The organism is Liquorilactobacillus uvarum DSM 19971, assembly GCF_001434935.1.
In the GTDB taxonomy this organism is placed as follows: Bacteria; Bacillota; Bacilli; order Lactobacillales; family Lactobacillaceae; genus Liquorilactobacillus; species Liquorilactobacillus uvarum.
This window is the reverse complement of sequence record NZ_AZEG01000005.1, coordinates 39,617-55,168: the sequence shown is the minus strand read 5'-3', so window position 1 is coordinate 55,168 and position 15,552 is coordinate 39,617. Positions and strand designations below refer to the sequence as shown.

Genomic DNA, 15,552 nt, shown 5'->3' with positions numbered 1-15,552 from the left:
ATGGTAGTCAACTAGGTTTGTTTTTAGGACAATTAATTTAGTGTATTAGTTTTACAAGAGTGTTACCAAAAATGGTTATACTCTTTTTTTGACGTAATATAATAAATTAAAGAAAAGGTTTTTTCTTTATTTACAAACAATTGTCAGATTGTACTTGTTTTTTTTTGTTTTTCTAATTAAAATGAGAAGAACATTAGATTTTTAAAAAGTAAAAGTAGTAATTTTTCTAAGTAATGAAACTAATGTCTGTTGGAACTGACTTGTTAGATTAAGGTGGGAATTTATAATGATTGAAAAAAGCAAAACAATGTATACCCCGACCTTTGAACATGATGCTTGCGGAATGGGCTTTATTACGCAAGTTGACGGCAAAACTAGTCATGAGCTAGTTGAGCGTGCCTTAATTATGTTAAAAAGAATGAATCACCGTGGGGGAACTGGTGCGGAGCCAGACACTGGTGATGGAGCAGGTATTTTACTTGCGATGCCAGATGCTTTTTTTAGAACGTATGCTGAAAAAAATGCACTTAAGTTACCGGCGTTGGGTGAATATGCTGTTGGAATGTTTTTTTTGCCACAAGAAAAACATGAAAAAGATGCAATGTTAAGTTCAGTGAATGATGAAATTTCGCGGTATGGTTTTCCAGTTATTGGTTCACGAAATGTTCCGTATGTTTATGAAAGTTGCGGTCCTACAGCTCAAAAAGCCATGCCGGGATTTGTCCAAGTAATCGTAGGGAAACCTGCTGACATAGAGGCGGGAAGGCCATTTGAAGATGCTTTGTATTATTTAAGACGTCATTTAGAGAAGACTTTTTCATCCGATGAGTTCGCTATTGTCAGTTTTTCGAGTCGGACAGTATGTTACAAAGGAATGCTGCATGCATATCAAGTAGGGGAATTTTATCCTGATTTGCATGATCCTAAAATGAAATCTGCAATTGCTTTGATACATTCGCGTTTTTCGACTAATACATTTCCAAGCTGGGAGCGGGCACAACCATTTAGATTCATTGCACACAATGGTGAAATCAATACATTAAAACGTGCAGAAAACTGGATGGTTAGTCATAACATCGAAATTTATAATGAAGACGACTCGGATTCTGCAAAATTAGAAAATTGTATGGAATATCTTTACAGAAATGGGCGTGATATACCTCAAATACTTCTAATGATGGTTCCTGAGGCATGGGGCAAGGATGCTCATTTATCTGCTAAACAAACAGCTTTTGATGAGTATAATTCTAGTTTTGTGGCTCCATGGGATGGACCTGCGGCACTATGTTTTACTGATGGAATCCAAGTAGGAGCTATGTTAGACCGAAATGGTCTGCGGCCTTCAAGATATAATCTTATAAAAGGCAACTTTTTAATTGTTGCTTCTGAATCTGGTGTGTATGATGTAGAGCCGGAAAATATTATCGAAAAGGGAATTCTTGGTCCTGCAGATATGATTTTAGTTGATACTTCTGAAGGAAAGTTTTATCGAACAGAAGAGATCAAGTCTCATTATGCGAACCAACATCCTTATGAAAAATGGTTAGAAAAAGAACAGTTAAAGCTTGAAGATCTTTCAGAGGCAGATGTAGATGAAAATATATCATCTAACGCTCTACGAACGTTATGGCGTCGCCATGGCTATACAGAAGATGTTATCCGCGATGCAATTATTCCGATGGCTCAAAACGGTGAAGAACCGGTCATCTCGATGGGGTATGACTCGCCTTTATCTGTCTTGAGCAAAAAGCCCCAATCATTGTTTACGTACTTTAAGCAACAGTTTGCGCAAGTTACTAATCCGCCAATTGATGCGATTCGTGAAAAACTTGTTATCGGGACAGAGATGTTTCTGGGTTCCGATGGAGACATTACTAGTGACAGTCCATTAAATGCCAAAAAAATAAAAGTTGACTCGCCTATTTTGAGCTCAGCTGACTACGAACGGTTGAGACATTTAAATGGGAAAAATGGCTTTAAAGTAGCTGAAGTTTCAATGTGTTATGACAAGGTTCAGCGCCCGAATCGTTTGGAACAGGCACTTGATGATATGTTTAAAGATGCTGAAACAAAAATCGATAGTGGAGCTAATCTTATTATCCTAACTGATCGAGGAGCAACACGTGAAAAACTGATTATACCGGTCTTGCTGGCTGTTTCAGGCTTAAATAACTATTTAGTACGCAAGGGTAAGCGAGAGCTGGCCTCAATAATTGTAGATACGGGTGAGGCTTGCGAGATTCATCATTACGCAACATTGTTGGGATATGGTGCTTCTGCAATTCATCCTTACGGAGCGTACGCAACTTTGATAGCTTATGATCTTGGAAACAAGTTAGAAAATTATCGTAAAGCCTCCGAAAAGGGAATCGTTAAGATTATGAGTCGGATGGGAATTTCGACGATTATCGGTTATCAGGGAGCGCAGCTCTTCGAAGCTGTAGGGCTTTCGCAGTCAGTTGTTGATGAATACTTCACGGGAACTGAAAGCCGAATCGGCGGCTTGTCACTTGATCAGATTGAAGCTGAATATCTTGCTCGTTATGATAAAGCATTTGGATCCAAGGCTGTAGAGGATCTTCCGTCTGGTGGTAGTTTCAAATTCAGACATGAAGGTGAACACCATCTCTACAATCCTTTGACAATGTACAAGTTTCAACATGCGGTTCGAACAGGTGATTATGAGGTTTATAAAGAGTATGTTAGTGAAATGCATGAAGAAGAACTGGCAACTCCAACAACACTTCGTTCGCTTTGGGAGATAAAGAAGCAAAATAATAAAATACCTTTAAGCGAGGTTGAACCAGTCAGTCAAATTGTTAAACGTTTTAAAGCAGGTGCAATGAGTTTTGGTTCCTTATCGAAGGAAGCACATGAGTGCATTGCAGAAGCTATGAATGAGTTGGGAGCAAAGAGTAACAGCGGTGAAGGCGGCGAAAACCGTTTGCGTTTTAAAAAACAAGCTGATGGACGTAATTTGAACAGCAAAATAAAGCAAGTTGCATCAGGCCGTTTTGGAGTCAATGCTGAATACTTGATGAGTGCTGAAGAGATTCAGATAAAAGTTGCTCAAGGTGCTAAACCAGGTGAAGGCGGACAACTTCCAGGAAACAAAAACTTCCCTTGGGTAGCTGAAATTCGTGGTTCTGTACCAGGTGTTCGCTTGATTTCACCACCACCGCATCATGATATTTACTCAATTGAAGATTTAAAGCAATTAATATATGACTTAAAGCAAGTCAATCCATTTGCCAAAATTACTGTTAAACTGGTTTCGAGTACTGGAGTTGGAACGATTGCAGTAGGTGTTGTTAAGTCAGGAGCTGATAAGGTTGTTATCAGTGGTTATGATGGCGGAACAGGGGCTGCTCCACGGAACTCTGTTCGTGATGCGGGATTACCATGGGAGATGGGCTTAGCAGAAGCGCATCAAACCTTAGCACTGAATAATCTGCGGCAAAGGACGACTTTAGAAACTGATGGCAAGTTAATGACCGGAAGAGATGTCTTGATCGCAACGATGTTGGGAGCAGAGGAATATAGTTTTGCCTCATTAGTACTTGTTTCGATTGGCTGTATCATGATGCGTGTCTGCAGCAAAAATACTTGTCCAACAGGTATTGCAACTCAGAATCCAGGACTGCGCAACTTCTTTATAGGCAAACCTGAGCATGTTAAAAACTGCATGAAATTTATTGCTGAGGATTTACGCGAAGAAATGGCTGAGTTGGGATACCGTACAATCGATGAGCTGGTTGGACATACAGAAAATCTGCGACCACGCTTTATCGCAAAGGGAAAAGCAAAGTCACTCGATTTTTCAAGAATTTTAGGTACGCCATTAGGGATTGAACGCAAGTCTGTTAATCCGTTCCTGCCAAAATATCAGTGGCCAGATTTAAATGATTTTGCTGAAACGGCAATCGCAAATAAACAGGATGTTGTTATTAAGAGCAAAATTAATAATAGAATGCGTACAGTAGGTGCTAGAATGGGTGGCTGGATTGCACAACGTTTCGGAAACGACACTCTGCCAGCTGGGCACTTGAAATATGAGTACACAGGTGTAGCCGGGCAGAGTTTTGGAGCATTTATTACACAAGGTCTGGAACTTGAATTGACTGGAGAAGCAAATGACTATGTTGGCAAAGGGTTAAGTGGTGGCCGGCTGATAGTTAGGTCTCCTAAAAAGGCACAAGAATTGTATAGTAACGCCCCAATTGTAGGAAACGTTGCTTGCTTCGGAGCAACCGGTGGTGAAGCATACTTTAATGGTCGTGCAGGCGAACGATTCTGCGTACGTAATTCAGGAGCGAGAGTTGTTGCGGAAGGGATCGGAGACCATGGTTGTGAGTATATGACTGATGGGATTGCTTTGATTCTGGGTTCAATCGGGCGCAACTTTGGGGCAGGAATGTCCGGCGGAGTTGCTTATATCTATGATCCTGCTGGCAGCTTTAAACAAAAATGCAACTTTGAAATGGTTGAACTGTTTAAGCTGAATGAAAAAGGCGATGATAGCGTAGTTTTAGAAATGTTGAAGAAACACGTTAAATATACAGGATCTCGGAAGGCTAAGTATATTTTGGATAATTGGAATAGTGAACAAGATAATTTTGTTAAGGTCTATCCGAAAGAATATCGACATGTAAATGAAATCATGGCACGATTTGCAAACCAAGGTGTCGCAGCAGATCAGTTGGAACAAAAAGCTTTTGATACTGTAGTAGGCACGCAGCCGACAATGATGAAATAAGGAAAGTGAGGAAGCGAAATGGCAGATCCGTTTGGTTTTATGAAATATGCACGTGTCGATAATCCCATCAGACCAGTGGAAGAAAGAATCAAAGATTTTGAAGAAATGCAGAATGCTTTGAGTGATGAAGAGCGACGGAAACAGGCTGCACGATGTATGAATTGCGGGGTACCCCACTGTCATGTAGGTTTCTTTTATGCTGGAGGACGTGCCGTTAGCGGTTGTCCTAATGATAATTTGATTCCTGAGTGGAACGATCTTGTTTACCGGAATGAAGATAAACGTGCTTTTGAGCGCTTGACAAAAACTAATCCTTTACCTGAGTTTACTGGGCGTGTCTGTCCGGCACCGTGTGAAGTTGCCTGTAACGAGGCTTTGCATGGCAAGGGAATTACGATTAAGGATAATGAGCGGTTTATTATCGAGCAAGGTTTTAAATTTGACTGGGTTAAAGACAGCGGCACCCCTCTGAGAAAAAATGGGATCAAGATAGCTGTTGTGGGTAGCGGACCGGCTGGCTTATCAGCAGCTTGGGAATTAAATAAAATGGGCTATACGGTTACTGTCTTTGAAAGAGATGATCATCCCGGTGGTTTGGTAATGTATGGTATTCCTAACATGAAGCTGCCTAAAGAGATCGTTCAGCGACGTATCCGAGTTATGGAAGAATTAGGGATTAAATTTAAGGTCAACACTGAAGTCGGTGTAGATGTTACGGCCGCCGAACTGAAAAAAGAATTTCAGCGAGTTATTCTGACCATCGGTGCACGTTCAGCCCGTGATTTGAATGTTCCCGGGCGTCAGTTGAAGGGGATTATGCAGGCAGTTGATTATTTAACTTTAGCTACAAAACAAGTTCTCAAAGATGGAACGAAGGCTAATAAGGTTCTGGCAGGCAAGAAGGTTGTTGTTATTGGCGGTGGGGATACAGGTAATGACTGTATCGCAACAGCAGTCCGTCAAGGTGCTGCTAATGTCCGTCAGCTTGAGATTACACGACAAGCACCCAAGAAGCGTTTAGCCAGCAATCCTTGGCCACAGTGGCCAATGGTGTCTAAAATGGGGTACGGCCAAAAAGAAGCTCAGGAACTATTCGGTGGCGTGCTCACATCTTATGAAATGACAGCTGTTGGTTTCAAAGGTAAAAAAGGTAAAGTGACGAGTATGACTACAAGCAAAGTCCGTCTATTTAAACCGATTGAGGGAACTGAGCAGGAACAACCTGTAGATCTTGTTCTGTTGGCAATGGGCTTTACTGGAGCACAGCAGAGTGTACTGGATGCTTTCAACATTACACAGGTCAACGATGACTATACAACCGACCAAGAGCAGGTTTATGTGGCTGGTGACGCACGTCGAGGCCCAAGTCTTGTTATTTGGGGCATTCACGAAGGAAGAATGGTTGCAGATACTGTTGATCAATCTTGTCAGGTCCGTGTCTAAAGTTTATTTTTTAATATAATTCAGATTTATATTTATTGATTAGACTAATTAAAGTAATTTTAAGCAACAAAAAGGTTCCACGGCAAATTTAATTTTGCCGTGGAACCTTTTTTAATCTGCAGTTTTCTTAGCTAGCATGTTCCAAAAAGTAAAATTTTATTTATTTTTAGAGCATACGTTCTTTGATTACGTACATTAAAATTAGAAGGTGAAAAATACAAGTATAAATTGATAGAAAAGTAATTTCTGATTAATTACATTGTTGCAAATTTTTCTCGAATTGTTGCAGCTGAATTAGCTAGTTTTGCTTCTTCATTCTCAGGTAATGGAATGTCGATCAATTCTTCAACACCGTTTTTCCCGATAATTCCAGGCTGTCCAACGTAAGAATCATATTTTTTATTGTAGGAAGAACATGGACACATAAGACGGGCATCGTCCAAAACGGCACGACTCAGTTTGACAGCACATGTCGCAATTGCATAACTTGTATAACCTTTGCCGGAATGAATTGCCCAGCCACCAGACCTTGATTGCGATTCGAGCTCTGTAAGGTCGATATTGCGTTCCCTTGCAAGCGGAACAACATCGAGTCCGTTAACTTTAACTGTCGACCAAGCAACGAATTGTGATTCACCATGCTCACCATAAACAAAACCACTAATGTTTTTAGGATCAACATCGAATTGTTCCGCGACAACACGCTGCATCCGTGCTGTATCTAGGAATGTACCTGTTCCGAGAACTTGGGAACCTGGTAAACCGATCTCCTTTTGAAGATATTGTGAAATTGCATCGCATGGATTCATCGTGTCGATCAGGACACCATGAAAGCCGCTTTTCTTTATTTTAGGTGCGATATCTTTTACAATTTCGCGCGTATATTCGAATTCTGCCCAGCGATTACCGCTAGCGTGGTCAAGTGCGTGGATGTTTCCAGCGGTAACAAATAAAATGTCTGTATTAGCCAGTTCAGAATAATCCTGAATTTTGATCTTCGGGCGGGTTTCAAGCCGTGCTGTTGCATCCTGCAAGTCAAGTTGTTCTGCGCGCGCCTTTTTTTCATTTTTGTCAATCAAAATCAATTCGTCTGCATCACCCTTGGTAACAAGAGCAAAGGCAATCGTTGCGCCTACATGTCCAACGCCGATAATTGCGTATTTTCTTCCCATAAAAAAACAAGTTCCTCTCTAAAATTAGTAATAAATTATTCGTTGGTAATTAAACAATTTCCAAATGCAATTGATTATCTTTGATGAGGCCAGCCTTTTTCATCATGCTGTAAGCAACAAGTGAAATAATAGCTGGCAAGACAACCCCAGTAAACATATAAACCGAGAAACTGCCCCATCCTTGCGCTGCGTAGGCTAAAGGAGCGATGAATGAGTTGAGCCCCAAGCCGGCGAGCTTATAAGTTGAGCGGAAACCGAACATAATTGTTGCGATCGGTGCGCAGACAATAGCGGATAAGATAGACGGTAAGATAAGGTAAGGGTTGATCAGCAGATTAGGAAATTGAACCTTAGGTGTGATAACACCTTGAGCGATATTTGCTCCAATATTGTTCTGCCGGAAAGACATAACAGTGAAGGCAACGAACTGTGATGTTGTCCCGATCAAAGCAGCAGCAGAAGAGATAGGATCAAGTGTCAAGGCGATCGCTAAGGCTGCAGAAGAAGCGGGTGTCATTAAGAACAATGCCCAGACTACAGAAACACAGATTGATCCGATCAGCGGGTTAACTTGCATTGTTTCTGCAATATAAGCACTAACACCTAATAAGAATGGGGTGGTAACAGCAGCTAATCCCAAGCCGGCAACTCCGCCAATAAAGGTTGCAGCAAGTGGAACCAGCATCATATCTAATGGTGTTTTGCCTGTCAGATACTTACCTACTAAAGCGGCGATTAAACCAGCTAAAACAGCACTGATGGGCTGTCCAGTTGAAAAAGTGATTGAACCAGCGGCCTGCATCAGATTAGCACCGGTGGCTGTGGTTCCGTTAACAGCACTTGTAGTAAAGTGAACAGCATTTGCACCAATTGTTGATGAGATCATTGCACTAAAGATGACTAATGAATTTGTTCCCAGTTGGGAAGCAACTGCAACACCAAGTGCTGGGGCAAGCAAGCTATTTGCTATTAAACCAACTTGAGAAAGTGCATTCCAATGAACAAAAGAAGCAAATGTCTGTAATAAAAGTCCAATTCCTAATGTTACTAAGACAGCATTAGCGATTGCGGCAGTAATACGGTATGCATATTCTTTAACAGTTGGGTTTGATTGTGCCTCAGCGTTTTCCATAATTAACACTCCTTTAAAAAATTAAGCTAACTAAACTTTTTCGATCCAGCCTTCAGGTGCTTTAACATCACCAAATTGAATGCCGGTTAATTCATCATATAATTTACGTGTTACAGGCCCAACTTCAGTCTCACTATAGAAGACATGGAAGTTATTACCATATTTGAATCCTCCGATAGGGGAGATAACAGCAGCGGTTCCACAAGCGCCAGCTTCTGCGAAATGATCTAATTGATCAATAAAGATATCACCTTGTTCAGTTTCCATTCCGAAATTGTGTTCTGCTAAATAAAGCAGTGAGTATTTAGTTACACTAGGCAAAATAGAAGGTGATTTAGGTGTAACAAATTTGCCATCTTTTGTAATTCCGAAGAAGTTTGCTGACCCAACTTCTTCAATCTTCTTGTGTTCGATTGGATCAAGGTAGATACAGTCAGAGAAGCCATCGTTGTGTGCAAGTTGTCCAGGGAAGAGGCTAGCAGCATAGTTACCACCGACCTTGCTTGCACCGGTACCTTTGTGTGCAGCACGGTCATATTCAGATGCAACAAAGCTCGTGGGTGTCAGGCCACCTTTGAAGTAATTGCCAACAGGCATTGCAAAAATCGAGAAGATATATTCTTGAGCAGGATGGACACCGATGTTACCGCCAACTCCGATAAGATATGGACGAAGATAAAGTGTGCCACCTGAACCATATGGAGGAATATATGCTTCATTTGCTCGAACAACTTCTTTTAATGCAGCTACAAACATATCAGTTGGAACTTTAGGCATCATCAAACGTTCACAGCTTTTCTGCATACGTTTGGCGTTTTGATCAGGACGGAAAAGGTTGATGCTGCCATCTTTACAGCGGTATGCCTTTAATCCTTCAAAAACTTCTTGACCATAGTGCAGACAAGTTGAGCCTTCACTGATCGTCACATTTGCATCTTCAGTCAAGCCAGTATCCTGCCATTCTCCATCACGCCAGTAGGCACGGTAACGATAAGGAAGGTTCATATAGTTAAAACCGAGATTATTCCAGTCGATTTCTTCAGGTTTCATTGTTTTTGGTTCTGACATAGTCATAAAAAATTCCTCCTTCTAATTATTACAAAGTGGCTATTTGATTAAATAATAATGAAAAAGCACCCGTCGCCATAAAACTAAGCGATAGGTGCTAAAAAAATCCATCGCCTAAGATTGCCTTAGCGCGATGGATTCAATGTTCTCAGATTTAATCAGCCGAGACATTAAACAACACATCGCGCGTGCTAATAATGACTAGGCTCACTAGGTATGCAACTGCAGAAAAACTTCTATTTAACATAGTCCTACAAGTTCGTGACATGCTGTCTAACTCCCTTCCATAGCTTTCTAAATTCCACTTCGTAATTGATAAACCTAATTATATACAATAAAATTAAAATTGCAAGCATTTTTTAATAAAAATATCATTTTGTTGTTTTTCAAAATAAGAGTAGTTATTGTAGATAGATTTTTTTAAATTGAAACAGTTATGTAACTGATAATCCGTAGATAGGGTACGAAAAATATTTTTATAATGATTGAACTTACTATAATAAACGATTACAATTATGGGGTAAGGGATCACGATCTGAGAGGTGTCGATAGTTTTAGTTGTTTCTTAAGATACAGCGGATGAGATATCCTCAATTGAGTATCCCTTATAGACAGCAGTTGGACTGTGTTGCATTGAAGGAAGCTTGTATTGTGGTCTGGTTATCACAAGTAGCGGCTTTTGCCAGTGACAGCAAACAATAAGGACGTTGAAAGATGTTTCCTTAGTCTAGCTGTTGTTTTGACGTGTGCTGTAGCCTAGTTATGTACTATTTAAGTTAAGGTCGAAGTACACTTGTTGACAATTTTAGTGTTTGAAAGTATATTATAAGCAATCATTCTTATCTTAATTGATAAAGTAGTCAAAGTGCTTTGTCCACGTTTTTTGGCGTGGAGTGGCGCTTTTTTTATTGTCTAAAAGGAGGAAGAACTTGTTGACAACAACAGAGTTTGACACGATTGCTGCTATTTCTACTCCACCAGGTGAAGGAGCAATCTCAATTGTTCGTTTAAGTGGAGAAGAAGCAATTCTAGTCGCAGAGAAGGTTTTCAAGGGAAAAAACCTCTCGCAAGTTGCGAGCCATACCATCAATTATGGGCATATTATTGATCCTAAAACGAAACAAGAAGTAGATGAGGTAATGGTTTCTGTTATGCGGGCACCTAAAACATTCACACGCGAGGATATAATTGAGATCAACTGCCATGGCGGAATAGTAGCGACTAATCGTATTCTGCAGCTGTTGCTGAGCAATGGGGCTCGCCTTGCCGAACCTGGAGAATTCACTAAGCGTGCTTTTTTGCATGGTCGAATAGATCTATCACAAGCTGAGGCCGTAATGGATCTGATTAGAGCTAAAACTGATCGTTCAATGAAAGTTGCTTTGAATCAATTGGATGGAAACCTGTCTCATCTTATTAAAAATCTGCGCCAGGATATTTTAGATGTGTTGGCACAAGTCGAGGTTAATATAGATTATCCAGAATATGATGCTGTTGAGGAGATGACAACGCGTCTCCTCAAAGAAAAAGCAATTGATGTAAAAGGAAGAATCCAGCAGCTGCTACAAACTGCCAAACAAGGCAAGGTTTTAAGAGAGGGCTTGGCGACAGCTATTGTTGGACGGCCAAACGTGGGGAAGTCCAGTTTGCTGAACCACTTGCTGCATGAAGATAAAGCAATTGTAACAGATGTAGCAGGAACGACACGTGATGTCATTGAAGAATACGTGAATGTCCATGGAGTTCCTTTAAAGCTGATCGATACAGCCGGAATCCATGACACGTCCGATAAAGTTGAAAAAATTGGTGTTGAACGTTCTAGGAAGGCGATTGAGCAAGCTGATTTGGTGATGCTGGTTCTTGATAGCAGCCAAAAGCTCACTGAGCAGGATAGAAAACTGATCGATTTAACAGATGATAAAAAAAGAATTGTTCTTCTGAATAAAGTTGATCTGCAACAGCAAATTGAAATTGAAAAGCTGACAAAAAGAGTTGGTGCGGATGAGCTGCAAACGACCTCTGTTTTGAAAAATGAGGGGCTTGACCAGCTTGAAGAAAAAATTGCCAAATTGTTTTTTGGCGGTATTGAAAATAGCCAGACAACGATTATGGTTACGAACGCAAGGCATATTGCTTTGCTTAACCAAGCCGAAGATGCATTAGACAATGTACTCCAAGGAATTGAAGCGAATATGCCTGTTGATTTGGTCCAGATTGATATGACAACTTGCTGGGAGCTCTTGGGCGAAATCACTGGCGACAGTTATCAAGATGAACTTTTGAACCAGTTATTCAGTCAATTCTGTTTAGGAAAATAATAAAACTAACCTTTAAGTGTATAGTGGGAGATTGAAATGGAAGTAAAACAATATGTAAGCAAAACATATGATGTGATTGTGGTTGGTGCTGGTCATGCTGGATGCGAAGCAGCTCTGGCAGCAGCTCGAATGGGAAATAAGACACTTTTAATGACGATTAATCTTGAGATGGTAGCTTTTATGCCTTGCAATCCTTCAATTGGAGGACCGGCAAAGGGAATTGTTGTTCGTGAAGTGGACGCACTCGGCGGTGAAATGGGACGCAACATCGACAAAACCTATGTCCAGATGAGAATGCTTAATACAGGCAAAGGGCCTGCAGTCCGTGCATTGCGTGCACAGGCTGATAAACGTGCATATTCGATTGAGATGAAGCATACAATTGAGCGTGAGCCTAACCTGACTTTGCGGCAAGGAATTGTTGATGACTTAATTGTTGAAAATAATGTTGTTAAGGGTGTTATTACTAATACTGGTGCACGCTATGGTGCAAAGAGTGTGGTTTTAACCACAGGGACAGCAGCTCGGGGAAAAATTATTATCGGAGAGCTAATGTACTCTTCCGGTCCGAACAATTCTCAGCCATCAATGAAACTGTCAGGCAATTTGGAGAAGCTGGGATTTGAATTGAAAAGGTTCAAAACAGGAACCCCGCCACGTGTCGATGGAAATACAATTGATTATGATCAGACAGAGGAACAAAAAGGCGACGCCGAACCTAACCATTTTAGTTTTGAATCTAATGATAAAGACTATTTGGCAGTTAAGGACCAGCTATCGTGTTGGTTGACTTATACTAATGAAGTAACACATAAAATGATCCGTGCGAATCTCGACCGTGCTCCAATGTTTTCCGGACTCATCGAAGGCGTTGGTCCACGATATTGTCCTTCTATAGAAGACAAGATTGTTCGTTTTGCGGACAAACCGCGACATCAACTTTTTATTGAGCCAGAAGGACGCAATACAGATGAGTATTATTTGCAAGGGCTCTCAACTTCGATGCCCGAGGAAATTCAGCAGAAAATGGTTCATTCAATTAAGGGTCTGGAGAACGCTGAAATGATGCGCCCTGGTTATGCGATTGAATACGATATCGTTTCACCTTACCAATTGAGAGCAACTTTAGAAACAAAATTGATCAGTGGTTTATACACTGCTGGACAAACAAATGGAACTTCCGGTTATGAAGAAGCGGCAGGTCAGGGGATGCTGGCAGGAATTAATGCTGGATGTCATGCGCTGGGCAAGGAAGAGATTGTTCTGAAGCGCAGTGATGCTTATATTGGTGTGATGGTCGATGATCTGGTTACTAAGGGAACAAATGAACCTTATCGCTTGCTGACTTCGCGTGCGGAATACCGTTTAATTTTGCGTCATGATAACGCTGATTTAAGATTGACGGAGTTAGGCCACAAGTTGGGCTTGATTTCAGATCAACGTTATGAAGCATTTGAGACCAAGAAAGCTGCCATTGAGGCTGAGAAAAAACGTTTGGGAGAGTTTAGGATCAAACCTAATGATGAGGTTAATACTTTTTTAGCTGTTAAAGGCGACGCGCCGCTCAAAGATGGGGTATTGGCAAATGAATTTTTGCGACGGCCAGAAGTTAAGTATACCGATCTATTAAAATTTATTCCGGCACCTGAACGACCTTTAGATCGTAGAGTCATTGAGCAGGTTGAGATTCAAATAAAATATGATGGGTATATCAAAAAGGCTTATCAAAAAGTTGAGAAGCTGAAACGGATGGAAGCCAAGAAAATACCAGACCGAATTGATTATGACGCGATCGAAGGTCTTGCAACTGAAGCACAGCAAAAACTTAAGAAGATTCAGCCTGCTACGCTGGCACAAGCTAGTCGGATAAGTGGGGTGAACCCGGCTGATCTATCTATTTTAGCCATATACATTGAACAAGGAAAGATTGCTAAAGTTTAATTAAAAAACCCGCATCAGTTTGTCTTACCTCAAGTAACGGGGTACGATAAAATAGGATGCGGGTTTTCTATTTGCCTTTCTTTTCTTCATCTTCTTTATCTTTTTTTCTTTTTCTAAGTGTCTCAAATACCAGAATAGAGAGCAATGTTGACTCTACCGTCAGGTAAAAGAAGTCGAGCAAAAAGATACTAAAAATAATCCATTTGTTTGAAGTAGAAAGAGCCCAAATAGTTGCCAGTAATAAAGGGATAAAAAGGATACTTAGAAATGCGAAGGCCAAGCGCAACTTTGTTTTGATTTTTTCCAATTGACATCTTCCTATCTGAGTTAGTAATTTAAAGTCATTATACCTTTATTTGAAGAAATTTGTACTTGGAAAATAAAAGAACCTGTTGGGGTTAATAAACAAAGCAAAAGACTGTATAATCAGCATAGTAATTGATGGCAAATATGAAACTGAGCAAATAAACTTTTTACTATGAGTTAAATTATTAGATTTAAGTCGATAAGGAGATACCAATCAATGAATAAGTTAATTTCACTTGTTGTACCTTGTTACAACGAACAAGAAACAGTACCGCTTTTTTATAAGGCACTCGAGGGGGTTAAAACGCAACTCAGAGGTAATGAGCTCGAATATATTTTTATTGATGATGGTTCAAGAGATGATACCTTGAAGGAACTGAAAGAACTGCAGCAAAGGGATCCTAAACATGTTCATTATGTATCTTTTTCAAGAAACTTTGGTAAAGAATCGGCTTTGTATGCTGGATTGAGTTATTCAACAGGTGATTACATCGCTGTGATGGATGTTGATCTTCAAGATCCGCCAGAACAGCTGGCAGAAATGCTTGCCGGTATTGAGGATGAAGGATACGATGTGGTAGGAACAAGGCGGACAGACCGCAGCGGGGAACCGCCTATCCGTTCGTTTTTCTCCAACATGTTCTACAAAATTATTAATAAGATTTCCAACACACCCATCCTTGATGGGGTGCGGGATTATCGGTTGATGACCAGACAAGTTGTTGACTCTATTCTAAAATTGAGCGAATATAATCGATTTTCAAAAGGGCTTTTTAGCTGGGTCGGATTCAAGACTAAGTATTTGGAATATCAAAATCGTGATCGAGTGGCTGGTAATACTTCCTGGTCATTTTGGAAGTTATTTAAATATTCTTTAGATGGCATCGTCAACTTTTCTGATGCTCCGCTTTCAATTGCATCATTTGTCGGATTTTTCTCATTTATGGGGTCAGGTGCAGCGATGATTTTCATCATTATTCGCAAACTTGTTTATGGAGGAAGTGTTGACGGCTGGGCATCAATAGTGACACTTGTTCTTTTAGTTGGCGGAATGCAGCTGTTTTGTTTGGGCATCGTGGGTAAATATATTGCCAATATCTATCTGGAAGCCAAACATCGTCCGGTCTATATCGTCAGAGAGAAAAAATAGGTTTTTAGTTTATAATTACGTCTTATCAAATAGAATGTAAAAAAGCATTGAACACTGTTGTGGAGTGGTCAATGCTTTTTTTGATCGTACAAGTTTTGTGACACCTAATATATCACTTGCCAAGGCCGCAAATAATGATCCAATTACATTAAAAACTTCTTCCATAGCAATAGACCTCCTAGTTCGAATATAAGTTTACAGTATATTGTTTTGTTTATCACAAAGATGTTGAATGCAGAAAAAATCACTGAAATATGGTCAAGTGC

The 15,552-nt window shown here is 40.4% G+C and carries 10 protein-coding genes; 5 read left to right on the top strand and 5 right to left on the bottom strand.

Features of this window, described 5'->3' with window-relative positions; translation table 11 throughout:
* Positions 1–286 precede the first annotated feature (286 nt).
* Positions 287–4,756, top strand: coding sequence for a glutamate synthase large subunit (gene gltB / locus FD20_RS03710; RefSeq protein ID WP_057736247.1), 4,470 nt, complete (start codon positions 287–289; stop codon positions 4,754–4,756).
* An 18-nt stretch (positions 4,757–4,774) separates the two neighbouring features.
* Complete coding sequence (locus tag FD20_RS03705; RefSeq protein WP_057736246.1) at positions 4,775–6,199, top strand: glutamate synthase subunit beta; 1,425 nt, start codon at positions 4,775–4,777, stop codon at positions 6,197–6,199.
* A gap of 254 nt (positions 6,200–6,453) precedes the next feature.
* Here the strand turns inward: FD20_RS03705 and FD20_RS03700 are convergent, their stop codons facing one another.
* From FD20_RS03700 to FD20_RS03690, 3 genes are read right to left on the bottom strand one after another with little or no spacing between them, the layout of a single operon-like run.
* A complete protein-coding gene (locus FD20_RS03700) occupies positions 6,454–7,371 on the bottom strand; it encodes an L-lactate dehydrogenase (RefSeq protein ID WP_057736245.1) in 918 nt (305 codons plus the stop codon).
* Positions 7,372–7,420: 49 nt separating this feature from the next.
* Positions 7,421–8,503, bottom strand: coding sequence for a PTS sugar transporter subunit IIC (locus FD20_RS03695; protein ID WP_057736244.1), 1,083 nt, complete (start codon positions 8,501–8,503; stop codon positions 7,421–7,423).
* 30 nt (positions 8,504–8,533) lie between these two features.
* Positions 8,534–9,577, bottom strand: a complete 1,044-nt coding sequence (locus tag FD20_RS03690; RefSeq protein WP_057736243.1) for a branched-chain amino acid aminotransferase — start codon at positions 9,575–9,577, stop codon at positions 8,534–8,536.
* Positions 9,578–10,500: 923 nt separating this feature from the next.
* On the opposite strand from FD20_RS03690, the gene mnmE reads away from it, so the two are divergent.
* Both mnmE and mnmG read left to right on the top strand, forming a co-directional pair.
* Positions 10,501–11,889: a tRNA uridine-5-carboxymethylaminomethyl(34) synthesis GTPase MnmE gene (gene mnmE / locus FD20_RS03685; protein ID WP_057736242.1), complete on the top strand. Its 1,389-nt coding sequence runs from the start codon at positions 10,501–10,503 to the stop codon at positions 11,887–11,889.
* Between the two features lie 36 nt (positions 11,890–11,925).
* Positions 11,926–13,830 (top strand): tRNA uridine-5-carboxymethylaminomethyl(34) synthesis enzyme MnmG, encoded by a 1,905-nt coding sequence (gene mnmG / locus FD20_RS03680; RefSeq protein ID WP_057736241.1) that lies wholly within the window; start codon positions 11,926–11,928, stop codon positions 13,828–13,830.
* A 67-nt stretch (positions 13,831–13,897) separates the two neighbouring features.
* On the opposite strand, the gene FD20_RS03675 is transcribed toward mnmG, so the two are convergent.
* Entirely contained in the window at positions 13,898–14,137 is a 240-nt protein-coding gene (locus FD20_RS03675) for a hypothetical protein (RefSeq protein ID WP_057736240.1), read from the bottom strand.
* A gap of 216 nt (positions 14,138–14,353) precedes the next feature.
* Between FD20_RS03675 and FD20_RS03670 the strand changes: the two genes are divergently transcribed.
* Positions 14,354–15,286, top strand: coding sequence for a glycosyltransferase family 2 protein (locus FD20_RS03670; RefSeq protein ID WP_057736239.1), 933 nt, complete (start codon positions 14,354–14,356; stop codon positions 15,284–15,286).
* Between the two features lie 15 nt (positions 15,287–15,301).
* Here the strand turns inward: FD20_RS03670 and FD20_RS13280 are convergent, their stop codons facing one another.
* Positions 15,302–15,451, bottom strand: coding sequence for a hypothetical protein (locus FD20_RS13280; RefSeq protein WP_157060840.1), 150 nt, complete (start codon positions 15,449–15,451; stop codon positions 15,302–15,304).
* Positions 15,452–15,552 lie beyond the last annotated feature (101 nt).